At 55.0% G+C, this 24,437-nt stretch carries 20 protein-coding genes, 1 tRNA gene and 3 pseudogenes; 8 read left to right on the forward strand and 16 right to left on the reverse strand.

Annotated features, from left to right (window positions below):
• The first annotated feature begins 45 nt into the window (after positions 1-45).
• A pseudogene (locus tag I6I72_RS06050) lies at positions 46-1,239 on the forward strand (IS3 family transposase).
• A gap of 575 nt (positions 1,240-1,814) precedes the next feature.
• On the opposite strand, the gene I6I72_RS06055 reads toward I6I72_RS06050, so the two are convergent.
• The 5 genes and pseudogenes from I6I72_RS06055 to I6I72_RS06075 all read right to left on the reverse strand — a co-directional run bounded on the left by I6I72_RS06055 (position 1,815) and on the right by I6I72_RS06075 (position 5,306).
• The gene (locus I6I72_RS06055) at positions 1,815-2,195 is read right to left on the reverse strand and encodes a hypothetical protein (RefSeq protein ID WP_005532314.1); all 381 of its coding nucleotides are present in this window, start codon (positions 2,193-2,195) and stop codon (positions 1,815-1,817) included.
• Positions 2,195-2,404: a hypothetical protein gene (locus tag I6I72_RS06060; protein WP_049146468.1), complete on the reverse strand. Its 210-nt coding sequence runs from the start codon at positions 2,402-2,404 to the stop codon at positions 2,195-2,197. Before I6I72_RS06060 ends, I6I72_RS06055 begins: the two co-directional genes overlap by 1 nt.
• A gap of 180 nt (positions 2,405-2,584) precedes the next feature.
• On the reverse strand, positions 2,585-3,205 hold the full coding sequence (locus tag I6I72_RS06065; RefSeq protein ID WP_049146471.1) for a recombinase family protein: 621 nt from the start codon (positions 3,203-3,205) through the stop codon (positions 2,585-2,587).
• Positions 3,206-3,322: 117 nt separating this feature from the next.
• Positions 3,323-3,628: pseudogene (locus I6I72_RS06070) on the reverse strand (IS6 family transposase); the annotation flags it as partial.
• 118 nt (positions 3,629-3,746) lie between these two features.
• Complete coding sequence (locus tag I6I72_RS06075; RefSeq protein WP_039676327.1) at positions 3,747-5,306, reverse strand: SulP family inorganic anion transporter; 1,560 nt, start codon at positions 5,304-5,306, stop codon at positions 3,747-3,749.
• A gap of 169 nt (positions 5,307-5,475) precedes the next feature.
• Here I6I72_RS06075 and I6I72_RS06080 point away from each other — a divergent pair, with 169 nt between their 5' ends.
• Positions 5,476-5,880, forward strand: coding sequence for a MerR family transcriptional regulator (locus I6I72_RS06080; RefSeq protein WP_005531126.1), 405 nt, complete (start codon positions 5,476-5,478; stop codon positions 5,878-5,880).
• Positions 5,881-6,173: 293 nt separating this feature from the next.
• Here I6I72_RS06080 and I6I72_RS06085 read toward each other — a convergent pair.
• Positions 6,174-6,251, reverse strand: a pseudogene (locus tag I6I72_RS06085) (IS6 family transposase); the annotation flags it as partial.
• Between the two features lie 532 nt (positions 6,252-6,783).
• Positions 6,784-7,083 (reverse strand): hypothetical protein, encoded by a 300-nt coding sequence (locus I6I72_RS06090; protein ID WP_201807693.1) that lies wholly within the window; start codon positions 7,081-7,083, stop codon positions 6,784-6,786.
• A gap of 84 nt (positions 7,084-7,167) precedes the next feature.
• Between I6I72_RS06090 and I6I72_RS06095 the strand changes: the two genes are divergently transcribed.
• Both I6I72_RS06095 and I6I72_RS13680 read left to right on the forward strand, forming a co-directional pair.
• Positions 7,168-8,384, forward strand: a protein-coding gene (locus tag I6I72_RS06095; RefSeq protein ID WP_201807696.1) for an IS3 family transposase whose coding sequence is annotated in 2 segments (ribosomal slippage) — positions 7,168-7,429 and positions 7,429-8,384 — 1,218 coding nt in all. Because the reading frame shifts where the segments join, the coding sequence is not laid out codon by codon here.
• Between the two features lie 309 nt (positions 8,385-8,693).
• The gene (locus I6I72_RS13680) at positions 8,694-8,948 is read left to right on the forward strand and encodes a hypothetical protein (RefSeq protein WP_049147221.1); all 255 of its coding nucleotides are present in this window, start codon (positions 8,694-8,696) and stop codon (positions 8,946-8,948) included.
• 110 nt (positions 8,949-9,058) lie between these two features.
• Here I6I72_RS13680 and I6I72_RS06105 read toward each other — a convergent pair whose 3' ends face one another.
• From I6I72_RS06105 to I6I72_RS13685, 4 genes are all read right to left on the reverse strand, one after another.
• Entirely contained in the window at positions 9,059-10,552 is a 1,494-nt protein-coding gene (locus tag I6I72_RS06105) for a DDE-type integrase/transposase/recombinase (protein WP_201807699.1), read from the reverse strand.
• Positions 10,553-10,728: 176 nt separating this feature from the next.
• The gene (locus I6I72_RS06110; protein ID WP_236592683.1) at positions 10,729-11,523 is read right to left on the reverse strand and encodes an LGFP repeat-containing protein; all 795 of its coding nucleotides are present in this window, start codon (positions 11,521-11,523) and stop codon (positions 10,729-10,731) included.
• Between the two features lie 110 nt (positions 11,524-11,633).
• Positions 11,634-12,859 (reverse strand): IS3 family transposase gene (locus I6I72_RS06115; RefSeq protein ID WP_201806497.1). Its coding sequence is split into 2 segments (ribosomal slippage): positions 11,634-12,580 and positions 12,580-12,859, totalling 1,227 coding nucleotides; the frame shifts between segments, so codons are not numbered across the junction.
• A gap of 14 nt (positions 12,860-12,873) precedes the next feature.
• Positions 12,874-13,665: an LGFP repeat-containing protein gene (locus I6I72_RS13685; RefSeq protein ID WP_236592684.1), complete on the reverse strand. Its 792-nt coding sequence runs from the start codon at positions 13,663-13,665 to the stop codon at positions 12,874-12,876.
• A gap of 118 nt (positions 13,666-13,783) precedes the next feature.
• On the opposite strand from I6I72_RS13685, the gene I6I72_RS06125 reads away from it, so the two are divergent.
• Positions 13,784-14,686 (forward strand): trypsin-like serine protease, encoded by a 903-nt coding sequence (locus tag I6I72_RS06125; RefSeq protein ID WP_080548630.1) that lies wholly within the window; start codon positions 13,784-13,786, stop codon positions 14,684-14,686.
• A gap of 102 nt (positions 14,687-14,788) precedes the next feature.
• On the opposite strand, the gene I6I72_RS06130 is transcribed toward I6I72_RS06125, so the two are convergent.
• The gene (locus tag I6I72_RS06130; RefSeq protein ID WP_239294874.1) at positions 14,789-15,901 is read right to left on the reverse strand and encodes a replication initiation protein; all 1,113 of its coding nucleotides are present in this window, start codon (positions 15,899-15,901) and stop codon (positions 14,789-14,791) included.
• Between the two features lie 57 nt (positions 15,902-15,958).
• Positions 15,959-16,282, reverse strand: a complete 324-nt coding sequence (locus I6I72_RS06135) for a WhiB family transcriptional regulator (protein WP_034657256.1) — start codon at positions 16,280-16,282, stop codon at positions 15,959-15,961.
• 226 nt (positions 16,283-16,508) lie between these two features.
• Here I6I72_RS06135 and I6I72_RS06140 point away from each other — a divergent pair, with 226 nt between their 5' ends.
• Entirely contained in the window at positions 16,509-18,950 is a 2,442-nt protein-coding gene (locus I6I72_RS06140) for a transglycosylase domain-containing protein (RefSeq protein ID WP_070508825.1), read from the forward strand.
• Positions 18,951-19,022: 72 nt separating this feature from the next.
• Here I6I72_RS06140 and I6I72_RS06145 read toward each other — a convergent pair whose 3' ends face one another.
• Entirely contained in the window at positions 19,023-19,487 is a 465-nt protein-coding gene (locus I6I72_RS06145; RefSeq protein WP_049145407.1) for a GatB/YqeY domain-containing protein, read from the reverse strand.
• Between the two features lie 33 nt (positions 19,488-19,520).
• Here I6I72_RS06145 and I6I72_RS06150 point away from each other — a divergent pair, with 33 nt between their 5' ends.
• Both I6I72_RS06150 and I6I72_RS06155 read left to right on the forward strand, forming a co-directional pair.
• Entirely contained in the window at positions 19,521-20,408 is an 888-nt protein-coding gene (locus I6I72_RS06150; protein ID WP_049145410.1) for a metallophosphoesterase, read from the forward strand.
• 76 nt (positions 20,409-20,484) lie between these two features.
• A tRNA-Pro gene (locus I6I72_RS06155) sits at positions 20,485-20,561 on the forward strand.
• Positions 20,562-21,007: 446 nt separating this feature from the next.
• Here I6I72_RS06155 and I6I72_RS06160 read toward each other — a convergent pair.
• Together I6I72_RS06160 and I6I72_RS06165 are read right to left on the reverse strand one after the other, a co-directional pair.
• Entirely contained in the window at positions 21,008-22,435 is a 1,428-nt protein-coding gene (locus I6I72_RS06160) for a YhgE/Pip domain-containing protein (RefSeq protein WP_049145413.1), read from the reverse strand.
• A gap of 335 nt (positions 22,436-22,770) precedes the next feature.
• The gene (locus I6I72_RS06165; RefSeq protein WP_049064490.1) at positions 22,771-24,318 is read right to left on the reverse strand and encodes a catalase; all 1,548 of its coding nucleotides are present in this window, start codon (positions 24,316-24,318) and stop codon (positions 22,771-22,773) included.
• Positions 24,319-24,437 lie beyond the last annotated feature (119 nt).

Here is a 24,437-nt window from a genome sequence, read left to right on the forward strand (position 1 = left end):
TGATATCCAGCCCGGTTGGGTTGGGAAGAAAGGTAATCTACCACCATGTCCAGGTACTCCGAACAGTTCAAACGTGATGCTGTGGCCCTCTATGAAAACAATGAGGACCTCTCGCTGAACGCAGCATCAACAGAGCTCGGTATCAACCGTGCCTCGCTTCATTCTTGGGTCAAGAAGTACGGCACTGGAAAGCGTGCGCGCATTAAAGCTGTGCATGATAAAGCCCAAGCGGCGAATGATTCCGAACGGATCCGCCAGCTCGAAAAAGAAGTCTCGAAGCTGCGCGAAGAACGCGATATCCTGCGCAAGGCCGCGAAATATTTTGCTTAAAGAGACACGCTGGTGATCCGCTTCCAGTTTGTCTATGACCACCGAACCGAGTATTCGGTCAAGCGGATGTGCCACGTGTTAAAGCTCAATCGCTCCTCGTTCTACAAATGGCTCAACACCCGCGAAAATCGCAGGTTAAAGATGTGTTCCGATGCCCTTATTGGTGCAAGAATCAAGGCCATCTTTGATGATGAGCACGGGCTTTATGGTGCTAAACGCATCGTTGCAAGCCTCAACGACGATACGGACTTTCCTCCGATCAATCACAAGAAGGTCGCACGCATCATGAAATCCATGGGGCTAAAAGGCTTTACCAAACAACGTCGATGCATCACCACCCGGCGCAAGCCTGGCCACCACGTCATGCCAGATCTAGTAGGCCGCAAATTCACCGCTGATAAGCCGAACCAGGTCTATGTAGGCGACATCACCTACCTGCCGTGTAAGGGCGGCAAGAACATGTACCTTGCCACAGTCATTGACACCTATTCACGAAAACTTGCAGGTTATGCACTCGCAGACCACATGCGTGTCTCACTGGTCATCGAGGCTTTGTCCCATGCCAGCACAGTCCGCGGAAGCCTTGACGGGGCTATTTTCCATTCTGATCATGGAAGTGTGTACACCTCACAAGCATTTAGGGACCACTGCGCCCGGCTTGGTGTACGCCAATCCATGGGAGCGGTGGGTACAAGTGCTGATAATGCCCTGGCAGAGTCCTTTAATGCCACGCTCAAGCGGGAAGTCTTGCGTGATAGGAAAGTCTTTGACAATCCGATCGCCTGCCGCCAGGAAGTCTTCCGGTGGTGCATGCGCTACAACACCCGCAGACGACACTCCTGGTGCAACCTTCTAGCCCCCAATGACTTCGAAGCACTCACATCAGCTACACTGACCCAAGCAGCATAGCTAACCCCCGACGTGTCTACTTTCCGGGGGTCAGGCCCAGAGTCGGAGCCGATTCACTCGTAAGCCGCCTCAACAACGACCACCGAATCCGTATCGGAGACTTCGACATGCGCAAGGCCACCGCCCCAATAGAACCGGACGAATAAAGCAAACAGCCGGGCCGACTCCGTCGGCCCGGCCCCGGTACCAACTACCCGGAACCCGGCAGTACCGGGTCTCCGGAACACCGGTACCCAAAACCCGCATCTGACAATCCGCAGTTTTAGGGATATGTCTCGTCGCCCCTTAGTTCAAGTTGAAGTGATTAGCTGGCGTGCGCAGGGTTTTCATCAGCTTCTCGCTGATCTCGTTGCCCCTCGCCGGGTCATGGCTTTTCTTCGGTGACACCGTAGTCATTATCGGTGAAACTCCTTCTAGATCAGAGCCACACACAAACTTCCTGACACCACCGGCTGGGGACTACCTTGCAAGCCCACCGTCACGCGCGGCTAACGCACACGAGTCCACCGGCCGATAAAAATCGCCCAGTACACGTGTCCATCATGCGCGTGCCGGGCGACTTTCACTTTCAGTGTTTAGGATGCTGCGAGCTTTTGGGCGCGCTGGTAAGACACTCCGAGGACTGTTCCCATATCTCGCACGGTCATTCCAGCGTTTCTCATTGCAACAGCGAGGTCATGAGTGCTTGCCTGTGCCGCAGCGGTCAGTCGTGCCGCTTCTTCGCGTTCTTTTTCGGCGCGAGCTTTCATTTCCGCAAGGCCCGGTGGGAGAACAACATCAACAACAATGTTGAGTTCGTCTGGGTCTAGGCCTGCCTGAAAGGCCAGTGCTTCGCGCATCTCGTCGGCAGCATTAGCCAGCCGCTTAGTTTGGGACACTGCCCCAAGTTCGGCGCATTCGAGTACCCATACTCCGCTGGTTCCGCGTTCTGCGGTTACTGTGTATGTCGTGGTCATTACCTCCACCAGCCTTTCCCTAATTCTTGGGCGTATTGGTCGAAAAACTTCTTGACTGTCACATCGTCAATCTCACGGTGCCTACCTAAGGTTCGGGTTGTGTTGCCTACCCGATAAGCGTCATGGCGCGATAAGGCGATTTCCTCAAATTCAAGACCGCGCCGCCTGGCTTCCGCTTTCAATTTCTTGATGACGGCGTTTCGCTTCATAACAGTAGTCTACCGACGGGAGACTAAACAAGTCAACCACGGGTAGACGGTTTTCTTGATTATGTTCCTTCGTCAATTGAACTGGGGACTACCTTGCAAGCCCACCGTCACACGCCGCTAATCCCGTGCTCTGGTTAGGGGCGATCCCACAGCTCCACAGAGACCGGGTTACGTCAGGCCTTACTGGTTGAGGTACTTATACAGTGTGGTGCGCCCAATCCCGAGTCGGCGGGCAACCTCCGCTTTCGGAATACCAGCGCTCACCCACCCGCGCGCCTGCGCTACTTGTTCCTCATTGAGGACTTTCGCACGCCCCTTATAAACGCCGCGCGCCTTGGCTTTCGCGATACCTTCGGCCTGGCGCTCACGAATAATCGAACGCTCAAACTCCGCCACCGACCCGAGTAGGCCAAGCATGAGCTTGGCCACCGGACTGGAATCTAATGAATAGGTCTGTCCTTCTTTGAGGAACTTGACGGATACTCCGCGTTCGGTGAGTTCATCGACCAGGCGGTGCAGGTCGATAAGCGAGCGGGCAAGCCTATCCATACTCACCACAATGAGTTGATCGCCGGCACGAAGATAATTAAGCGCCCCATCTAAGCCGGGGCGCTGGGTGGACGAACCACTCACCGTGTCGGTGAAGACGCGGAAGACTTTTTCCTTCTTCAACGCCGCCAACTGTCGGTCGAGATTCTGGTCTTTGGAACTAACACGCGCGTAACCAATTTTTTGGCCCGCAACCACCTCTGGCTGTTCGGGAATGTCTAGAGGTAGTGACGGTTCTGTTTCATTACTTATAAACCCACCCTAGCGAACAGCGAGTTAAACACGATGGATGTAATTCTTAAACTGTTCGCTTAGAGTGTACCCCAGAGCGCGAATCAGCATGGACCTATAAAGCGACTATCCTATACCGGTCTGGCCACCGGCGGTGATCGCCCGATAGAGGTAGCACCACCTGCCGCCGACCCGGATATAGGTCTCATCGACCCGCCAGGAACTGGCCTGGCAGTCAGGTACCTGCCGGTACCACCGTGTTTGCTTGTCCAGCTCAGGGGCGTATTTCTGGACCCAGCGGTAGATCGTGGTGTGATCGACCGGCACGCCCCGCTGAAGTCATCATTTCCTCCAGATCGCGGTAGCTCACCCCGTAGCGGCAGTACCACCTACTGCCCACAGAATGATGTCACGGGGGAAATGACGACCGGAGAAGATACCCATGGCTGTGTGACTATTTCACGTCACTCTTCCTACTGCCCCAACTGTGCAACAGCACCAATAAACTGGCGCCCCGGTTATAAGTTGGGGCGCCAAGTCGATGTGCTCGAGTCGGGGGATGTTAGTGGCCGGTGTCAAGCCGGCCAGACAGTCGGTTCAGCCGGTCCTGACTGGGGCCGTCGAGCCCGATAATGGACACGGTTTTGCCTCTGTCCTGGAACTTCTGCGTAATCGCGTCAAAGGTCGCGACCGTGGAGGCATCCCAGATCTCCGCCTCAGTGAGATCAATAGTGATATGACGGGCAGAATCGGTGTAATCAAAGCGATAAACCAGGTCATTGCTTGATGCCCAAAACAACTGGCCATGCACCCGGTAGGTACGAGTATCAATCTCGCCATCGCCGTCGCCGTCGATATCGGAGACCTTTTCAATGGAAACGATATGTGCCACCCGACGGGCGAACATGATCATCGCGGTGACCACACCCAGCACCACACCAATGGCCAGGTTGCTGGTGGCTAGGGTCGCAATAATCGTCACGGCCATAACAATGGTCTCAGAGACCGGCATGAGTTTAAGGGTGCGTGGATGCACCGAGTGCCAGTCGATGGTGCCGACCGAGACCATGATCATGATTGCCACCAGCGCAGCCATCGGGATCATGCCAACGATGTCGCCCAGTGCCAGGACCAGGACCAGCAGGAACACACCGGCTAACAGGGTGGATAGGCGGGTACGTGCCCCGGATTCGCGGACGTTGATCATGGTTTGACCGATCATCGCACAGCCGCCCATGCCGCCGAAGAAACCGGAGGCAATATTAGCCACCCCCTGTCCCCAGGATTCGCGAGTTTTATCGGAATGAGTGTCGGTGATGTCATCGACGAGCTTGGCGGTCATCAACGATTCCATGAGACCGACCACGGCCATGGCCAGGGCATAAGGCGCGATGATCTGCAGGGTCTCCAACGTCCACGGCACGTTCGGAATAAACAGGGACGGTAAGGTCTCCGGCATCTTGCCCATGTCCGAGACCGTCGGGACAGTCAAACCGGCGGCAATGACCAAACCGGTGAGCACGATAATCGTGACCAGCGGGGCGGGGATCACACTGGTGAGCTTGGGGAAGAAAATCATGATCACCACACCCAAGCCGACGAGTGGGTAGACCATCCAAGGCACATCAATGAGGTGTTCGAGTTGGGCGGTGAAAATCATAATGCCCAGTGCATTGACGAAACCCAGCATCACCGATCGGGGGATAAAACGCTGAAGTTTCGCCACACCGAGGGCTCCGAGCACGATTTGTAGGACACCGCCCAACAAGACGGTGGCGATGAAATAATCTATCCCGTAACCACGCGCCACAGGAGCAATGACTAGGGCAATAGCCCCGGTGGCGCCGGTTATCATTGCCGGGCGGCCACCGGTAAAGGCGATCGCAATGGCCATGACTACCGAGGAAAACAGACCCATGGCTGGGTCAACACCGGCAAGGATGGAAAAGGCAATGGCCTCAGGGATCAGCGCCAGGGATACCGCCAGTCCGGCCAGAATCTCTATACGGATACGGGCGGGGGAAGAAAATGCGTAACGGAAGGATGCGATGATCCCGGTAGGGGCATCAGCGCCGTCTGGACTCAGGAGGGGGCGGGGGGCCGCCGTGCTAGTTTCAGTCATAGATGTCCAATCTTTGAGGGGATAGGTAACTGGGCGAACGCCCGAAAGGAATCCAACCCTCTAGTAACTTTAGGTTTGGTGATGGTGGTCATGGTAGCGGGAGTTTTACTCAACCGCCAACCCAGGCACAGGAACCCGTGGGCAACATCACCGTGAAGGAGAACAGGCAATGCAAAACAGTAATTTCAAGATCGGCGAGGTCGTTGACCAGACTGGGTTGTCGATTCCCACCTTGCGTTATTATGACAACGTCGGCCTGATTACCCCATCGGGGCGTAGCCCTGGTGGGTTCAGGCTTTATAGTGAGGCTGATGTACGTCGTGTTTTGCTGGTGCGACGGATGAAACCGCTGGGGTTTACTCTGGATCAGATGCGAGAATTCCTGGAAGCTGCGGAGATTCTTCATAGTTCAGATGGCGGGCAGGACAGTGATCCCGCACAGCAGGCACGGAGTAATGCCAAGGCCACCCTTGCCGACATTCGTGAGGAGACGCGCACCCGCTACGAAAAGCTACGCAAGCAAATTGCCTACGCTGAGGAATTCCTCGATCTGGTCAACACCCTGGCACCCTAAAGTGCCCCCATCCTTCGCAGGGAGAAAGAGACCATCCGATTGAATGCGCTCTGTCGAGTCGCGTTCCAGATGAAGTGGACGAACGCCCGCGGCCTCTCCGGAGTGGATGGCGATAGTGCAGAGGACTTCTGAAATCCGTGCAGACGACTCCTCAAAACGACACAGTCATCCAAGGTCACATAATCGAAAATTGTCACTTAACCCGTTATTTTACCTACGCGGTGCTGTTGCAAAGTTGGGCCAGGGTCGAAAAGCCTACCCTCAAGACATTAGTTGTCCTTGCTCCGGGGTGCTTAAGCTGTCTCGAATATCCGGCTGACGATCACCGCGTCTGGGTTCGGGTGCCCGTAGGTAAACATCGTGCCCTGGCCCAACTTTGCAACAGCGCCGTCTAAAAGTATGTTCATATCTCCTTGTTTAAGGATTGAAAACTGTAGTGTCTTGCTGTGGAGGCAGCAAGGTGGCGTATTGAGATGCCAAGTAAGTCCCGTCTTCCCACTTGGCTTTCAGCATCCTGGCGATACACATGACAGTGACATGGTGATCGCCTGCTCGGTGCAGAGATACCGCTTCTGATTGCGCACTGGCTCCGCTGACCCAAGTGTCCTCCACTAGCAGCACGTGCCGACCGGCGACTGCAGCAGGATCTATCACTGAAAAACGATCTGGGCTTATTGTGTGGGACGCGCCGGTGTTATCACCTGAAGATTCTAAAGCCGCTGGTGTGAGACGATTTCGGATATATGACCGAGAGCAGAATTGAGGGCACTAGCAAGTGCCCCACGGTCGCGTCCGGGACTGCGGTTGGTAGAGGGGACGTGAGTTATCACTTCTACCGGACTGACTGCTTGAGCAAGAGTTGGAAGATTATCTCGTAACGTGGTGTACCCTAACCGACTTAACTCAGTGTCCTAAATTGTTCATGACACGTGCAGTTTTATCAATCATGACCGCAACTTCGTGTTGCTCGTAAACAACATTTTGCATATTCCGGCCAAGGCTGACGTCTATCCACCCATTTGTGGCATGTTCTGACTTTGTCTCCGTTGCAGCTATGGCATCAATGATATTGCTTTGGTCTTTCCAACGGGCATCATTCAAAATGTAGACCACGGCCTTGTCCCAGGCCTGCTCAAAGCTTGGCTCCCTACCGTAGAAGAACGTTGTCTTTAAAGTCGGCGAATATACGCGAAATTCAAACATGTACCTTATTGTAAAAGTGGGGTGTGAGGTTACCCTCGTTTAGTGGACACCCTATTTGTACGGATCTTGTGTCCGTAAGAGAGGATGTTCACTGTGAGTCAACAGCGCAAGAAATACACGCCGGAGTACCGGCGTGAAGCCGCAAACCTGGTAATCGAGTCAGAGCGACCGATTCCTCATGTGGCTAAGGAAATCGGTGTTTCCGCCGGGCTTTTGGGCCGGTGGGTCAAACTCGAGCGTGAACGCCGAGGATCCTCAGATGGGATGAGTGAGTCTGATCTTCGTGCTGAGAATGCTCGTCTGCGCCGTGAGTTGGCAGAAGCCAAGATGGATAACGAGTTTTTGTCAAAAGCGACAGCCTTCTTCGCTTTGAGGCAACGCGAGCAGAAAAGTTCGAATTGATGCGGCAGGAGAAGGCGAACTACAGCATCAAGCGCATGGCACGGCTATTAAAAGTGTCTCGGTCTGGATACTACAAATGGGCCCATGCGCAGCAGAAACGACTATCCGGAAAGGATGATCGGGCAGCATTTTACGATGATGTTGACCGTAAGATTCATCAGATTTGGAAAGACTCTGATGAGGTTTATGGTGCTCCGCGGATCACCGCAGAGCTCGCCGAGCGCTACCGCATTTCACTTAACCGTAAGACTGTGGCGAAGCGGATGCGCATGATGGGCATTGAAGGGATTTCACCGCGTGCCTTTGTTCCGGTGACTACAATTCAAGCCAAGCGTAAGTCAACTCTTCCTGACCTGGTCAAGCGCATGTTTGATACTGGTGAGCTCAACCGAGTGTGGATGTCAGATATTACCTACCTACGTACCAGCGAGGGATGGTTGTACTTGTGCGCGGTCCGCGATGGTCATTCCCGCAGGGTACTGGGCTGGGCAATGGATAGCGTTCAAGACACACACCCGGTTGAACGGGCCCTGCGGATGGCGCATACACTGCGCGGTGACGTTCCTGATGGGCTGGTGTTTCACGCTGACCGCGGAACACAATTCACCAGTGAGAAGCTCTGGGAGGTCTGCCGCAACCTGGGCATCGCTCAGTCTGTGGGGCGCACTGGCGTGTGCTTCGATAACGCGATGGCCGAGTCGTTCTGGTCGACGCTAAAGACTGAATTCTATGACCGGCAGCGATGGCCTACCCGTGATGCCGCACGCAAAGCCGTTGCCTACTGGATTGAAGTCGTCTACAACCGTCGGCGCCGGCACTCTGCACTCGGGATGGTCAGCCCTGTCGACTTCGAGAACCACGCCGACGCAATCAACAGCAGAAAAGAAATAGCTGCCTAACCACTAGGTAGCTCCACTACGTGTCCACGATTTGCGGGCAACCCCAGGTGTACCGTTTTAGCCATAGTGAAGACTCATGCAATTTAACCAAAGTTATGCAGCCTAGTGAAATACGGAGTGTGAATTATGGCGGAAACGTGGAGTTCAGAAATTTTTTACCAGGAGATACGCCATTTACTAAAGAGGTATTTTCCCTCAGAAAATTGTGTGTCTCCCGATGATGTCGAAGTACGAGCTACCTGGAAAACGTCCAAGTACGCATATTGCGTATTTTCAGTTAAATCCGCGCAAGGACTTGCATATGTTGGCATGGAATTTGCGCTGATTCCACGACACACTCTTGAATCGGGTGAAAGCTACTCATCAGAGGGGAGAACCGCTGTTACGGGGTGGGGAGATCAGTTGGCAGGAAATGCTGTTGCCCCGTATTTAGATTACGGTTCCGACGATAAGATTGAATGGATTGGTGGCGAGAGAGACTACGATCCGAAGCATTTTACGGAACTAAAAAAAATGAAAAGCGAAGGGGCAGATATTTATCTACCCCTAGCCACTCACAACTAGTCAGACAGTGTTATGTCCATGAGGTTTTTGGACTTGGAGTCCAGCTACTTTGTGGACTCGGGGTCTCCTCGCTTTTTGGGCGGGGAGTCCACGGAGTTTTTGTACTGGTGCTAGCTTGGCTTCTTCCGGCGGCTTGGCCGTGGCCCAGAGAGGTTGGGCTTTAGCTCTGGGGGTTGTCGGTGCCACATGCCGACAACGTGGTTTATGTTGATTTGACCGCCGGGTGGACGCTGATTCAGTTGGATCGGTAGCGGAAATGAAAACAGTTTCTCACCGTCGTGATCAGTAAAAAATTCCGCATAGTCACCGGCTACGCTGCTGTAGATGGCTCGATTTTTAAAGCGCAGCCCGACGTAGAGGCCGTGTCCCATGACGCGGACCACCCCGCTTTTGTTGATCCACAGCTTGTCCGGGATAGGCCAGAGTGCATTTACACCGGTAGAGCTTGGCAGTACGGTTGAGGAATCGGCATGGGGTGTATCTTGCTGGATCGCCTTTGTGTCGTTACCTGGTGCCTTGTCTGAAGCTGCAACTTCAGCCAGGGCATTATCTGTCGCGACCACCGTGTCGGCTGCTAAGGCATCTGCTTGGTTGTCGGGGTGAATCCGGTGATATTGCTTCGCGATTTTCGTCCATAAAACATCTGGGTCAATCGGCTGCGTCGGTGGCTGGGCATGCGAGATAATCTCCCAGGCTTGGGCTGGGGTGATGTGCATCTTGCCCCTAAGAAGTCCTTGGTGGCGACGGCGTGTGTTGTAGAAGTCGCGGTAGTCGACAATCAACTGTTGGACCTGCGCCAGTGTCGTGGGGGTACGAGCATCCAAAAACCTGGTCATGGTTTGGTGCGATCGCTCGTCTTTGCCTTGCGTCGTGGGAGCAAAACCCGCACTTGATTGAACCCCCAGACTGGCGAGCCAGCGTTCGGTTTGCGACAGCCGGCCGCGATGGTAGGTAGCAAAGGCATCACCGTTGTCAGAGAGGACTTCTTGGGGAAGTCCATAAGCATCAATGGCTCCACGCAGCGTGATGCGGGCATCGGTGCCGTTTTCTGGAGTTCCAAAAGCTCGGGAGCCGACGTCGAAGCGGCTGGCATCGTCGATAACTTGGTAGATAGTCACTTGCGTGTGAGGCGCATCGAAGAGTCTGTAGACAAACGCATCGATCTGCCACAGTTCATTGACTTCGCCCCTGGCAAAGTGCCTGTAGGACTTACGCGGTCGTTTACGTGCATTGATGTCAGCGACGCCAGCCTCGTGCAACCATTGTGCGATTAAAGCTCGTGACGGTGGTTGTTCGTAGCCGAGTTCATCGAGGAAGAAGTAGAAGATTGACCATAGGCCGCAGTCTTGGCCGCGGGCTTGTAACGCACCGCGAGCTTGCAGGACCTGTTGTCGAATCTTGTCATCGTAGACCCGTCGCGGGTTCAGCGGTGCCGTGCTATCCGGCACGATGCCAGCCCGCCCGCGCTCGGCGATACGTGCTTTGATGTTGTAATACGTCTGCTTCGATACGCCGATGTTCTTGCAGAACTGCTGGACCGTGATGCCCTCACGGATGGGATCGAAATCCGCTATCTTCTTGCGGAGAGTAATCGGAATTGCCATCCCCACATTGTCAAGAAACCAGAGTCCAAAAAGTCATTAGACATCCTGTCCATAAACTTCCTAGACTCCGCGTCAAAAAACTAACTGGACTCCAAGTCCAAAAAGTCAATGGACTCCGAGTCCAAGAAGTCACTAGACATCACACAACTAGTCAGACAGACTAGCCCCTTCGTCTTTTAGTCGATATTGTGTTCCAAGTTAAACCACCGAGGAGCTACGTCACTACCACCATTGGAACCACGCAGCGGGAAAAGTGTCTTCAACCCACGGGTCTCTTGCGCACCTTCAATGTGAATAGTAGTTTCTACTATTCCCCGAAGTTCAAATGATCTTCCAGATCCAACCTTTTTTCCATCATTAGTGCGGACAGCTTCATAAATAGGAGCTTCATAAATGCGGTCCGCGTTTTCCATCCTGGCTTCGCACAGACCTTGAATGTATTGCCTAATCGAGTAAAGGTTCCAAATTCCATGTTTGTGCCGAATCTTGTCGTAACCCCAAGGGCCATATGGACGTGTTTTGGCATCAGGTTCATACCATCCCCGTCGTAGCACAACAGGAACCCCACATCGGTCATGCGTAGCCATCATCACCTGATCGGTATAATCATTGCCTCCAGCGATTCCACTGCCTTGTAGGGTAGGTGCATCTTGTTCGAGTCCTGCCCCAGGCATAAAGTCAGGAAAGAATTTGTCTAGTTGGCTACCGTGGATGCTGCCTTTTTCAAACTTTTGTTCCTTCCAACCGTCACTGTCACTTTCTCCGGGGTCACCAATAGGGTAGCCGACATCTCCATCAATAGCGCCTGAATACACCCATTGGAGTAGCACATCGCCTGTTATAGCGTGAGCGCCGAATTTGGGGTGCCAAACCATAATTCCTTTTTGGAAAAGGTTGTATCGCCCGATCCCGTCAGGTGTTTTTTCTTCGCTGCTGATAGGGAAACCTAAGGTACTCTTTTGGGCTCCCATGCCCTGCCATTTGTCATATATTCGCCCCTGAATTCCTGCTTGTACTGCAGGAATGGAGTTTCGTGTGTAGATGTAGCCACTGAAGCGTCCTGGGTTTAGTTCCGCTTCTTTTACGGCCCTGTGTTGATGGGCTGGGTGAGATAGTACTCGGTTTCTACTTCCTGTGGGGTGGCGTAGTCCAATGCTTCGTGAAGTCGCTTAGTGTTCCACCAATGCACCCACCGCAAGGTGGCCAGTTCGACTTCTCCGACCGACGTCCACGGGCCCTGGGCATGAATCAGTTCCGCCTTGTAGAGACCGTTGACTGTTTCGGCTAGAGCATTGTCATAAGAATCGCCGATTGTTCCCACACTCGGGCGGATTCCTGACTCAGCTAGCGCGGTGGAATACTTCAGTGACACGTACTGGCTGCCCCGATCGCTGTGGTGAATTAGTTGGTTTCCATGGATTCGTCCTGCAGTCGTTAACGCATGTTCCAATGCCTCCATGGGCAGCGCATCGGTGCGCATTGTCGAGCGTGTAGCAACACCAACAATTTTTCGGCTGAAGACATCCACGACAAACGCGGTGTAGGCGAATCCTGACAGGGTGCGAACGTAGGTAATGTCGGCAACCCAAAGCCTGCCTGGTGCCTGCGCACGGAAGTTTCGGCGCACTAGGTCCGGGCGATGATCCGGTGTCTTCGGGCTAATCGTTGTCACAGGGGTTCGCCCACGTCTGCGGCCAGAAACACCTGCAAGTTTCATTAGTCGTGCAGTCTTGTCGCGACCAATATGAAAGCCTTCACGGTTCATCGCGTGCCACATTTTGCGGATACCGTAGACCGAGAAATTCTCCGCATGCACACGCTGTATCTCTGGGATGAGCAGGCTATCGCTTAAGGCTCTTGCACTGGGAACACGTGTGGTAGCTTTGCGGTAGCCGCGTGAAGTAATGAATCCACGATCTGCTTGTTTAAGGACTCGACAGATGGCCTCGACCCCAAACTGATCTTTATACGTGTCGATGTAGGAGATCATTTGGTCGTGGGTCGGTCGAGTTCCGCTGCGAAAAAAGCCGAAGCTGTCTTAAGAATCCCGTTTGCTCGTTTCAGTTCGCGGTTTTCGCGGCGCAGACGCTTGAGCTCTTCTTCCATTGTTTCGCCGCCTGAAGCGTCAGAATTATCGCGTACTGAAGCGCTGTCACGGTACCAAGCCCGCAACGTGTGGTGAGATACTCCAAGGAGCTCGCCGACCTCCGTGTAGGCGCGTTGCAGTGAGCAAGATTCCAGGCGGACCATTTCGATGATCTGATGGACCGCCTTGTCCTTGAACTCGACGGAATACTTTCTAGGCATAGTTCAATCCTTCCTTAGCTGAGGTAGGAACTAAACCCAGGACGCTTCACACCTTGGTATTTCTGCTTATACCAACCCTCTCCGAGAGCGATATCATTAGTCATTGGGTACCCGAAGTGTCCGCGTTCCCAACCATGCTTTGCCCACACGACGGTTGCAGGAATGCTAACAGTATGAGCGCCTGTCTTTGGATGCCAATAGATAAACCCGTTGACGAATTCGGACCTTTTACCAATACCGTCAGGATTAGTTAGTTCGTTGCTTTTAGGAAACGTCAGAAAGCTTTTCGGTCCGCCAATGGAATCATAAAGTTCCCGGATTGCACCGCATACTTCAAAAGGAGAAGGCCAGTAAACTTTGCAACCTGGGGCAGAATTTAGGGTCGGATTATCTTCTTCTTGCAGCTGTGCTTCTTTTGTTTCTGCAAGATCCGCCTCTTCTTTGGTGAAATCACCCGGTATTTCTTCCCTATCGCTACGCATTTCTCCAGGGCGTACAGTAGATTTAGGAGATTTCGTCGGAGTCCACTCGGAGACTTCTTCCGGTGAAAGTTCAGTTTCTACAATTTCAGACGAGGCCCCCTTAGCCCACTCTGGCAGTACTGGAGTGGGGTATTCATCTGACGTTTCCTTATTGTCGATTGCCTCTACGGTATTTTCACTAGGATCAGCAGGAAAAGTATCCTGTGACACTGATGACGATAATGAATCAGAAAAAGATGATTGCGCGACTGCAGTACCGGGAGTGGTACTGATTAATAAGCTTGCTGAGACGAAAGCAAGTAGTTTGCGTGAGAGAGCTTTCATTGGCGGTCCTTAGATGAGAGTGAAACAAGGAGTTGTTCTACTAGGTCAGCTTATAGCTTGGTGGCAGGCTACGCTGGTTAAGCGAAAAAGTTCTCCTTTCTAATCTCGTCGGGTAACCATGAAAATAGCTAAAACCAGTCTTATAATCCTCACCTGCGCATTTACCGCACTGGGTGCTTCTCCTGCTGTAGCCCAGGACGCCAATGGTGATTTCGCTTCTCTACAAGCAAGTAGCACAGTACCGGTAAACGATAACCGGATTGCTGCTTTATGGTCAGCAATCCCAAGCCTGGATAATCCACAAGAACCCCGCATTCGACGCGACTGCACCGCAAGCTATCTAGGAGATAGCTTCTGGCTCACGGCACATCACTGCGTATCTAACGCACCGTTTATGGACGGTTTTCTCCGTCAATCAGATGGTGAAGTAGCAGGTATCGCTGCTATCTATACCAAATCATCAAACGATGATGTTGCCCTAATCAAAGTAGGCGAAGGAATCCACGCAGATGCCTTCACTTTCGCTAATGAGCCGTTAACCATTGGAGATCAAGCCGTACTTACCGGGTACGCGCAACCCCATGATTATGCCTCTTCAGCGTTGACAGTCATTTCTGAAAAAGTTAACTCCCTGAATTTCGGGAACGTTACATACACCGACCTTTTCAAAGGAACATCCTCAACTACTTCACGTTCCTGTGGCGGAGACTCAGGAGCCCCCATCTACAAAGACAACATCCTCTACGCGGTGCACACCGCCGGCGGATTCAACCCAGAATGCAATGATGGGAAAGGCCGCCCCATGTGGCACACCAACATTGTCTCAAGGATCCCCTGGATTAAAGAAACGATGCAAAGCAATTCGAGTTTCACAGACCAGGAAAAAGCCAAATCAAACACGGGCCTGAAACACGCAGCTACCCTTTTCCCAGATGTGAGCAACCCGAAAAATCCGCACAATGATTCCTCCCCAGAAAAGAGCTCATTTAGTCTCTCTTCTCTATCAAGCACACAGCAGTAGCAAATTATTAGCGACCAGAGAACCAGATCCCCTATCTTCTCCAAGGTTTTCTTCAAGTGAGTTTTTATCTAACTGCCTAACGACAGGGGAACCGTATATTGCTTACGGCCTGTCCAGTTTTTTAGTGCGCCCTCGCGGTAAAACAATCCCTGCGTCTTTCACAGCTCTACGCACAGTTTTTTCGGACACGTTAAACTCGCTTGCGGCTTCTTTGACCAACGGCCATGCCTTCGTTTGTGCATATGCGGAGTAAAACCAGGCAGCAATCTGAGCCTTCGACGCCTTGCCTGAGATAGTCCTGACTGCGTTTGCTTCGGTTAGTTTCTTGCGCTCAGCTTGCGCATATTTACCATCAGGGTCTGTTTTCCAGCGTTCTGCTGCTTTCTTGCCGCCTCTGCGTCCCATGGTGGCTAGTGCTTTGCGTTCGCTGCTGGTGGCTTTACCTGGCGCGCTAGAACCGCTGTAGGTCTCACTCTTGGACTGGGTGACATACCCGCGCACGCGCCTAGCCATAGTTTGACGGTCGCGCATCGGCGGCATCTCATTGTCGCGGCCTGCACCGCCGTGGGTGTGTGCGACGTTGTAGGCGTGCTCATAGGCGTCGATAATTGCTGCGTCTGTCAGGCGTTGGCCTTGCTGGCGCAGACGGTGTCCAGTCTTAAGCGCATGCCTAAAGGCGGTTTCGTCGCGTGCTGCGGTGCCTTGGGTAATCCAGAGCACACGCACACCGTCGATAAGTTCCGGGTCGTACTGGTCGAGTCCACCGGCAATTTCTGCGTCTACATCCTGGGCAAGCGCTTTAAACGCCTGGGCTTCCTCACGGCGGGTCTTAACCGCGTTAATGAGTTCATGGCCAGAGCTGAATTGCTGGCGTGGAGTGGGGTCGAACTGGTCGTGTCCTGCCATATCCCTCACCTGCTTTATCAAATCTCCAAGACGCATCACCCGGTTGTGCTGCCTATACCAACGATAAGCGGTAGGAGCCTTGCCGGTATAGAACGGGTGGCGGCTAAAGCGATGGGAAAAGTGCGGGTCATGGTCTAAAAGCTCACCCAGCACACGCGTAGTCGCCGCCAGCAACTTCATCTGCACAGATTTACCGTTACGGTCAGCGTAGACAGGGTCAATAATCCATATGAACTGGGCTTTTCCGTTAGTTGGGTTAATACCCACCCATGCCGACCCGACGCTATGAGTAATCAGTGAGCGCACCACGTCGCGAACGTACGGTTTAACAGCCAAAATGACGCGTAAATAACGCTCTAGGTTTCCCTAGATTCCGATGAGTTCGCCGCCCTCAGCCAAGTAGTGCGCCCAGCTGGTAATGTGCGGATTCTTGCGCAGGAGTGCACGGCGCTGACGCTCCGTCAGACCGCCCCACACTCCGAATTCAACACGGTTGTCTAGTGCATCTGCGCGGCATTCATTAAGCACTGGACAATGGCGACAAATGACCGCGGCCTTACGCTGCTCGGCGCCACGCACGAAGAGTGCGTCTGGGTCACCGTTGCGGCACTTAGCTTGAGTTACCCATTCACCACGCTCGGTTGCACTTACCGACTTGGCTGGACCCGTCACCTTCAGGCTTACGGTCATGGCTGGGTAGCTCCTTCCTCTACTACCTATCCCGCTAATCTTGCGAACAATTTTGACGAAATACCATACGCGCGACATATCGCTCGTTGTATGATGTTTCATCAGGCGGAATATTATGTAACAACGGTAAGTGTATTCACACGCGTTAGCACTTGTCTAACACGTCACACTTTAGGGGGGAGTCTGCTATTCCCCGCTCACAGTTTCACCACGTAGGGTGTTCAACGTGACTGTCATCAAATCCTTGGCAAAAATTGCCCTCTCCACGGTCCTCGCGGGAGTTCTCATCGCCGTAGTGATTGCCCCCTTTGCGGGGCTTTCTGGCGTGGCGGTTGCCCGTACCAACGACACCATGCAGTCCGACTTACAGGATCTCACTGCTGGTGACGCCCCAGGCGTAACCACCATTCTGGATACCAAAGGCAACAGCCTTGCCTATCTTTTCGAGCAGCGCCGTCACCCGGTGAGCCCCGACAAGATTTCCGATCCCATGAAGAAGGCCATCGTGGCTATCGAGGATCGTCGCTTCTACGAGCACGAAGGCGTGGACTTCCAGGGCAACTTTCGCGCGCTGTGGAGCAACCTAGCAGCAGGCGGAGTCTCCCAAGGCGCATCCACGCTTAACCAGCAGTACGTCAAGAACTATCTCTTACTGGTTAACGCCAAGACCGATGAAGAGCGCGCCGCGGCAACCGAGCAGTCCATTCCCCGTAAGCTGCGCGAGATGCGCATGGCGACCGACCTCGATGCGGAGTTGGACAAGGACGAGATCCTCACCAACTATCTAAACCTCGTCCCCTTTGGCAACCACTCCTACGGTGTAGAAGCCGCGGCACGCACATACTTTGGCATCCATGCCTCTGAGCTCACGGTGCCCCAAGCGGCGATGCTAGCCGGAATGGTCCAGTCTTCCGAGTATCTGAACCCTTATACCAACGAGCAGGAGGTCATTAACCGCCGCAACGTGGTCCTCCAGTCGATGGTGGATAATGGCGCTCTCGAACAGGCCGAAGCTGATGAGTACAGCAAGCAGGACTTGGGCGTGCTCGATAGCCCTTCCCTCCTCCCCAACGGCTGCATCAGCGCAGAAGACCGCGGCTTCTTCTGCGACTACGTCATCGAATATCTAGAGAGCAAGGGAATTTCCCGCGAGCAGCTCACACGCGGTGGATACACCATCAAGACCACTCTCGATCCTGATGTCCAAGACCAGGCGCTCAACGCAGTGCGATCCCAGACAGACCCTAAGACCCCGGGTGTCGCTGAGGTCATGAACGTAGTCAAGCCCAGCACGTCCACTCGCGAAGTGCTCGCTATGGTCTCTTCTCGCAAGTACGGTTTGGACCTCGACAACTACGAGACCATGCTCCCGCAGACCCACTCATTGGTGGGCAACGGTGCCGGCTCGGTCTTCAAGGTCTTCACCGCGGCAGCCGCGTTGGAATCTGGCTACGGCATCAAGAACCAGCTCGACGTCCCCACTCGCTATGAAGCAGAGGGACTCGGCTCCGGCGGCGCGGCAGGCTGCCCGGCTAATCGCTACTGCGTTGAGAACGCAGGCAACTATGCCGCAACCATGACGATGCAAGATGCGCTGGCTTATTCACCGAATACCACCTTCATCAAGCTCATCGAACAGGTGGGCGTGGAGCACGTGGTGGATATGTCGGTTAAGCTCGGTCTGCGCTCTTACGACGAAAAGGGCAGCTACGACGAAGAGACGTCGATCGCTCAGCACATCAAGGAATCCAACCTTGGCTCCTACACCCTCGGCCCTACCGCAGTGAATCCGCTTGAGCTTTCCAACGTGGGCGCTACGTTGGCCTCAGAAGGCATGTGGTGCGAGCCCAACCCCATCAAGCAGATCACGGACAAAGACGGCAATGAGGTCTACCTCAAGGTGCCGAATTGTGAGCGCGCGCTGAACAAGAACATCGCTAACGCATTGGCCAACAACATGACTGCGGACACCATCAAGGGCACGGCTTCTGCTTCCGCCAAGATGATGGGCTTTAGTGGCCAGGCAGCCGCCAAGACGGGAACCACCGAGTCCAACCAGTCCTCCGCATTCTTGGGATTCAACTCCGGAATCGCTGCGGCTCCCTACATCTACAATGACGGAACCACCACGACTTCACTGTGCACCAGCCCAGTCCGCCAGTGCGGTTATGGCGACCTCTTCGGCGGCCTCGAGCCTGCCCGCACCTTCTATTCCATGGCTTCATCCGTCGCAGCCGCGGCCTCAGGCACGGTCCCCGATTACGACAAGGCCTATGACGACGGCAAAGTCAACTCCCTCCTCGATGGCCTCCGCGGCAAGTCTGAGAGCGAGGCTCGCTCCAAGCTCGAATCCGAGGGCTACCAAGTCAAGGTTTCGCAGGTCCAGGGCAACGGGGTTCCCTACCGCCGCGTGGTCCGCGCCATCACGGGTCCAGACGGGCTAAAGAAGGGCTCGGAAATCACGCTGCAGCTTTCCGACGGCACTTCTTCCGCACCACCGCCTTCCTCTAACGGTGGTGGCCGAGGCGCGGAGACCGATCAAACCAGTGGCGATCAGCATGCCCCGGATCCTTTCGGTAACCAGCGGCAAGGCAATCCCCCGCCGCTCATTCGCCAGGAGGACATCGACGCCATTGCCGACAGCGTGCGCGACCTCTTCGGCCTCTAGGCACACGCGCATTGAAAATCCCGCCGTCTCCTCTGCTTAGTGCAGGAAGACGGCGGGATTTCTTTTTGCGTCTTAGGCGAGCTTGGCCTTGACTGCGCTGGATAGGCGCTTGCCGTCGGCGCGGCCAGCAGCCTTGGCGGTGACAACCTTCATGACGTTGCCCATCTGCTTGATGGTGGCAGCCTCGCCGGAGTCTGCCTCGACCTCGGCGATGGCCTCGCTGACGAGGGCGTCTAGGGCGGCGTCGTCAAGCTGCTCCGGCTGGTACGCCTCGAAGAAGGGGACGTCGACAAGCTCGGCGTCCGCCAGCTCCTGGCGACCATTTTCTGCATAAACCTCGGCGGACTCGCGACGCTTCTTGATCTCGCGGGCGATTACCTTAAGTACGTCCTCGTCGGTGAGCTCGTGGCGGGAACCGTTGGTTTCCTCGGCCTGAATGGCGGCGAGGAGCGAACGGATGGCGCTGGTGCGCTCCTTCTCACGGGCCTTCATGGCGGTCTTCAGATCTGCACGAATGGTTTCTTTAAGCTGGCTCATATTCTTCAATCTACGCCAGGTAGGCTGTGTGGGGTGAAGATACTCCCGATTATCGGTGGCATTGCTGCCGCCGGCCTAGGCACCCTGGCGTGGGGTTACACCGAACTGACCAAGTTTGAGCTGAAGGAATACACGCTCCCGCTACTCCCAAAGGGGACGCTGCGTGGGAAAGAAGAATTCCGCATCCTGCACATCTCGGATCTGCACATGATTCCGGGGCAAGAAAAGAAGATTGAATGGGTCTCAGGCCTTGATTCCTTGGACCCAGACCTGGTGGTGAACACAGGCGACAATCTCTCCGACCAAAGTGGCGTACCGGATACTCTCCGTGCGCTCGGCCCGCTGCTGAGCCGCCCGGGCTTGTTTGTCTTTGGTACTAACGATTACTGGGCACCGCGCCCGGTCAACCCGTTTAAGTACTTGTTTGGAAAGAAACGCGAGCCCTCCTATGTTGACTTGCCTTGGAAGGGCATGCGTGCGGCGTTTATTGAGCACGGCTGGCACGACGCCAACCAGGCCCGCGTGGAGTTCAAGGTCGGCGATGTAAAGCTGGCGGTGGCGGGTGTTGATGATCCGCACCATGACCTGGATGATTACTCCGAGATTGCCGGCGCACCGAACGAGGACGCTGACCTGGCATTGGCGCTGCTGCATGCTCCGGAGCCGCGCGTGCTAGAGAAGTTTGAGGCTGATGGCTACCAGCTTTCGCTGTCTGGCCATACGCATGGCGGGCAGATCTGTCTGCCGGGCTCCCGCGCACTGGTCACTAACTGCGGCATTGACCGTGCCCGCGTCCAGGGCCTCCACGACTTCGGCAGAATGAAAATGCACGTCTCGAATGGCCTGGGCACCTCGAAGTTTGCGCCAGTGCGGATATTCTGCCGCCCCTCGGCAACCCTGCTGCGTATCACCGAACGCTAGGTGGCGTTCAACTGGCGTTTTGTGGTTGACGCTCAGGCTGCGTTAAAGTATTCGGGTACCGATTAAAGCGGTTTTCCGGGATATGGCGCAGCTTGGTAGCGCGCTTCGTTCGGGACGAAGAGGTCGCAGGTTCAAATCCTGTTATCCCGACCATCAGCCTGGCTAGGTTTCTAGTCGGGCTTTTTCTTTTGCGCTTGGACTGCGGGCTTGGACTGCGGGCTTGGACTCCCGGATCTGCATAACTGACAACGAAGCACGCCCGTAGGCAAGAAATGACACCCTCGTTGTCAACTACGCAGATAGGCCACAGATCCGAGTGGACGCAACCGCATCCCAGCGAACGAAAAGCCCCCAGAAAGCAATAAAACGGGAAACGACGCGGCGCCCCTACAGCAGCCGCGTCGCCCCTATTCCCTATCACTCACAACGGATTGGAGAAACCGTTTGCCTACCCCCTAAGTAGGCATTGTGAGCAATTTTACCCTAGCACTGATTCATCATGGAACGTTAACCAAACCAAGACATTCACAGAAATCTCTGAACCAATACCTATTTGGACTACATTTTCATAGACCAAAAGGGTTCGCCACCTGGGACTTTTAGATTTCAGAACTTTCAGTTGGGCGCTTCATAACACCTAATGAGAATGCCGAAACTACACCAAGTACCCCCAACGCCGTCCACAGCAGCATGTGGTCGCCACCGTTACCCGCCACGGTCAGAGCCGAGGTAGTCCAATGCAGCGGAAGCAGGCCCATAACAACCTTCCAGGCTCCTCCCACCACAGCTGCCGCCACAGCGGACTTCCAGAACCAGCCCACCGCAGCAATCTGTACCAGACCAAGCACAACTGCCAGGCCCGCGCCCACCTTGCCAAAGTAGCGCAGCAGGGCCGTCGTCAGCCCCGCCGACGCAAGGCTCGTCACCACTGCGGCTAGGCCAACCCACAGCGCGGCCTCACCAGTCGGACCCGTAGCCAGCAGGAAGAACATTATCTCCGCTAAAACTGCCAACACCACTACTCCACCGAACAACGGCAACCACGGACTGCGACCCGAGCACACCACAAAAGCCCCCAGACAAGCGCCACCCAGCGTCAGCACTACCGCAATCAACATGGCCACCACGGGGCTTAGCAGCCGCACGTCTTGGACTCCGCCCGTCGGCGCAGGCAGCGCGCGCTGCACCTCTTGTACTTTCGACTGGTTCTGCTTTGCCATCCCGTCGACCTTTTTCGCGCCATCATCAAGCTGCTTTACGCCGCTCAGCGCCTCATCGACCTTGGCATCGAGCTGCTTCGTACCATCGTTGAGCTGCTTTGCACCTTCGACAGCCTTGTATACACCGTCGTGGTAGCCATAGCCGTTTACAGCCAACTGGTTGGAAATCTCACGCGAGCCCTCCTTCAGCCTGGTCAGCTGGTCCGTTAGATTCTGATCCAGCTGGAAGTTGTTTACTTGGACACGCAGGTCAGCCAGCTGCGACTTGATATTGCGCGCCTCTGCGGAGTTATTGCCTTCTAGATCCTTAACGGTGCCATCGATGGCCTGTAACAGCTGGCCTTGCACCACCTTTAGCCCCACAATCTGGTCCACCGCAGCACCCACACCGTTTGCCACTTCCGTCGCGCCGTTGCCGAGCTGTGCCGTGCCGGATTGCAATTGAACCAAGCCGTCGTAAAGCTCCTGCGAGCCGGAGCTCAGCTTGTCGACGCCCCCTCCAAGTCCGTCCGCCCCCTCCTTCAGCTTGCCAGTTCCTGTCGCGAGCTGGCCAGTACCGGACTTAAGAAAGCCGGCTTGGGCTTGGGCTTCGCTGGCGGCGCGGGCGGCGTCGCCAAGCGCTGCGGAATCAGCGTTAGCGGCAGAGGGCGCACCCGTGCCCTCACTCGACCAGGCACGGGCCGGATCCCAACCCGTGACGCCAGCAATAGCCGCGCCCGCCAGTAACGGCAGAATGAGGAGAATGCACAACAGGATTCCCCGCGTGCGGGAGGGGCGGGAAGTCGATTCAGCGAGACGCGAGTTCATCCTTTCAAAATATCGCCACCACCACGGCAAACAACGCAGGCGCGCCGTTTTAAGCCGGGCAAAGATACAGAATTCCCAAAACTTCAGCCCACTGATTCTCCCACTAGCCGTACTTCTTCCTCTCACCGCTTGCTCCCCCAAAGACACTGCAGAAGGTGAGCTGCAGTTCGCTGCCGCCGAATCCAACACGGCCGCAAAAGAAACCGCCACTAGCGAGACCACTAGTAGCGGCATGCAGGGCCCCTGCTATGACGTCGAAGGCATGAAATCACGAGGCCTGAGCGACACTATGGCAGTGCACGCTCAGGCCTGTGATTAGGAGGTTGTATTACATGCTAGTTCTTCTCAGCGAAGAGCTCACGAACGCGCTTTTCTAGGCGTGGGGAAACGGCGCCCCAGTAGGCGTAGACGCGCTCCTCAGTCTCTGGGGAAACACCAGCCATTGCATTGGTGATGTTGTCCGCCAGGCGCTCCTTCTCGTCATCGTTGTAGACGTTCTCATACAGGTCAGTTGCCTGAACCGTATCGGAGTCTTCAGCGTGGTGCACGTACGGCGCACGGACAAGGTCCAAGCCAGCTGGGTCCGGGTTCACGTAGAGGTCCGGAGCGGTGACGGTCTCCTGCACCGAGCGGTCGTTGACGTCGCCATCCAGGTAGCCGCCGCCCTTTGCGTGGCGGTTCGGGGAATAGACAGGATCCTCAGGAGCGTTGAAGAGGAACTGCATGTTGCCCTCATGCTCGTAAGTGTTGACCTTGTCTGCGTTGAGCGGCTGGTTTACAGGCAGCTGCTTGTAGTTCGGCCCGATGCGGTAGCGCTGCTGGTCAGCGTAAGCAAAGACGCGAGCCTGCAGCATCTTGTCCGGCGAAAGGCCGATGCCGGGAACGAGGTTGGATGGATCCAGAGCAACCTGCTCGATTTGGGCGAAGAAGTTACGCGGGTTGCGGTTGAGCACGAAGTATCCAACGTCAACCAGCGGGTAATCCTTCTTGGACCAAACCTTGGTGAGGTCAAACGGATTGAAGCGGTATTCAGCTGCCTCAGCGAGCGGCATGATCTGCACCTTAACGTCCCAGATTGGGTAGTCGCCTTCTTCGATGGCGTTGTAGAGATCCTCGCGGTGGTAGTCGGCGTTCTTGCCGGCCATCTCACCTGCCTCCGCGTCGGTGAAGTTTTGCACGCCCTGGCGGGTCTTGAAGTGGTATTTAACCCAGAAAGCGTCGCCTTCCTCGTTGACCCACTGGAAGGTGTGGGAACCGTAACCGTTCTGGTGGCGGGTGGTCTTCGGGGTACCACGGTCACCCATCAAGTAGGTGACCTGGTGGGTGGACTCTGGGTTGCGGGTCCAGAAGTCCCACTGCATGTCCGCATCGCGCAGGCCGTTGACACCAAGGCGCTTCTGGGAGTGAATAAAGTCCGGGAACTTCATACCGTCACGCAGGAAGAAGACTGGGGTGTTGTTGCCCACGATGTCGTAGTTGCCATCCTCGGTGTAGAAGCGCAGGGCAAAGCCATGCACATCGCGCCAGGTATCCGGGGAGCCCTGCTCACCAGCAACGGTGGAGAAACGGCCCATCATCGGGGTGACGGTGCCAGGCTGGAAGAGCTTTGCCTTGGTGTACTTGGAAACATCGTTGGTGATATGCAACTCACCGAAGGCACCATGCCCCTTAGCATGCGGCGTGCGCTCTGGCACGCGCTCGCGGTTGAAGTGGGCGAGCTTTTCGATCAGATGGATGTCATTGAGAACAACAGGGCCATTCTGGCCGGCAGTAATGCTGGTGTTCTCGGTCGCAATCGGCTGACCGGAGGGGCTGGTGGTGTTTGGGCCGCCCGCTGGGCGCTGACCCTTGTTGAGCACCTTGTCAGCTTCGGAGTTAGTCATGGAAAGCCTCCTAAAAGAAAATAGTTGATAATTGGGGTCGATTATCAATCACGGACAAGTAATAGTCTACCCCGCTTAATAGGTTGCTGCAACAGAAATTTCCAAATTGATAAGTATTG

The organism is Corynebacterium striatum (assembly GCF_016728105.1).
Taxonomy (GTDB): domain Bacteria; phylum Actinomycetota; class Actinomycetes; order Mycobacteriales; family Mycobacteriaceae; genus Corynebacterium; species Corynebacterium striatum.

What these genes read in the sequence shown, in the direction of transcription:
- I6I72_RS06055 (WP_005532314.1), bottom strand. Translation starts at nt 2,195, where the DNA reads ATGACCACGACATACACAGTAACCGCAGAACGCGGAACCAGCGGAGTA.
- I6I72_RS06060 (WP_049146468.1), bottom strand. Translation starts at nt 2,404, where the DNA reads ATGAAGCGAAACGCCGTCATCAAGAAATTGAAAGCGGAAGCCAGGCGG.
- I6I72_RS06075 (WP_039676327.1), bottom strand. Translation starts at nt 5,306, where the DNA reads ATGACTGAAACTAGCACGGCGGCCCCCCGCCCCCTCCTGAGTCCAGAC.
- I6I72_RS06080 (WP_005531126.1), top strand. Translation starts at nt 5,476, where the DNA reads ATGCAAAACAGTAATTTCAAGATCGGCGAGGTCGTTGACCAGACTGGG.
- I6I72_RS06090 (WP_201807693.1), bottom strand. Translation starts at nt 7,083, where the DNA reads ATGTTTGAATTTCGCGTATATTCGCCGACTTTAAAGACAACGTTCTTC.
- I6I72_RS13680 (WP_049147221.1), top strand. Translation starts at nt 8,694, where the DNA reads ATGGAATTTGCGCTGATTCCACGACACACTCTTGAATCGGGTGAAAGC.
- I6I72_RS06105 (WP_201807699.1), bottom strand. Translation starts at nt 10,552, where the DNA reads ATGGCAATTCCGATTACTCTCCGCAAGAAGATAGCGGATTTCGATCCC.
- I6I72_RS06110 (WP_236592683.1), bottom strand. Translation starts at nt 11,523, where the DNA reads ATGGGAGCCCAAAAGAGTACCTTAGGTTTCCCTATCAGCAGCGAAGAA.
- I6I72_RS13685 (WP_236592684.1), bottom strand. Translation starts at nt 13,665, where the DNA reads ATGAAAGCTCTCTCACGCAAACTACTTGCTTTCGTCTCAGCAAGCTTA.
- I6I72_RS06125 (WP_080548630.1), top strand. Translation starts at nt 13,784, where the DNA reads ATGAAAATAGCTAAAACCAGTCTTATAATCCTCACCTGCGCATTTACC.
- I6I72_RS06135 (WP_034657256.1), bottom strand. Translation starts at nt 16,282, where the DNA reads ATGACCGTAAGCCTGAAGGTGACGGGTCCAGCCAAGTCGGTAAGTGCA.
- I6I72_RS06145 (WP_049145407.1), bottom strand. Translation starts at nt 19,487, where the DNA reads ATGAGCCAGCTTAAAGAAACCATTCGTGCAGATCTGAAGACCGCCATG.
- I6I72_RS06160 (WP_049145413.1), bottom strand. Translation starts at nt 22,435, where the DNA reads ATGAACTCGCGTCTCGCTGAATCGACTTCCCGCCCCTCCCGCACGCGG.
- I6I72_RS06165 (WP_049064490.1), bottom strand. Translation starts at nt 24,318, where the DNA reads ATGACTAACTCCGAAGCTGACAAGGTGCTCAACAAGGGTCAGCGCCCA.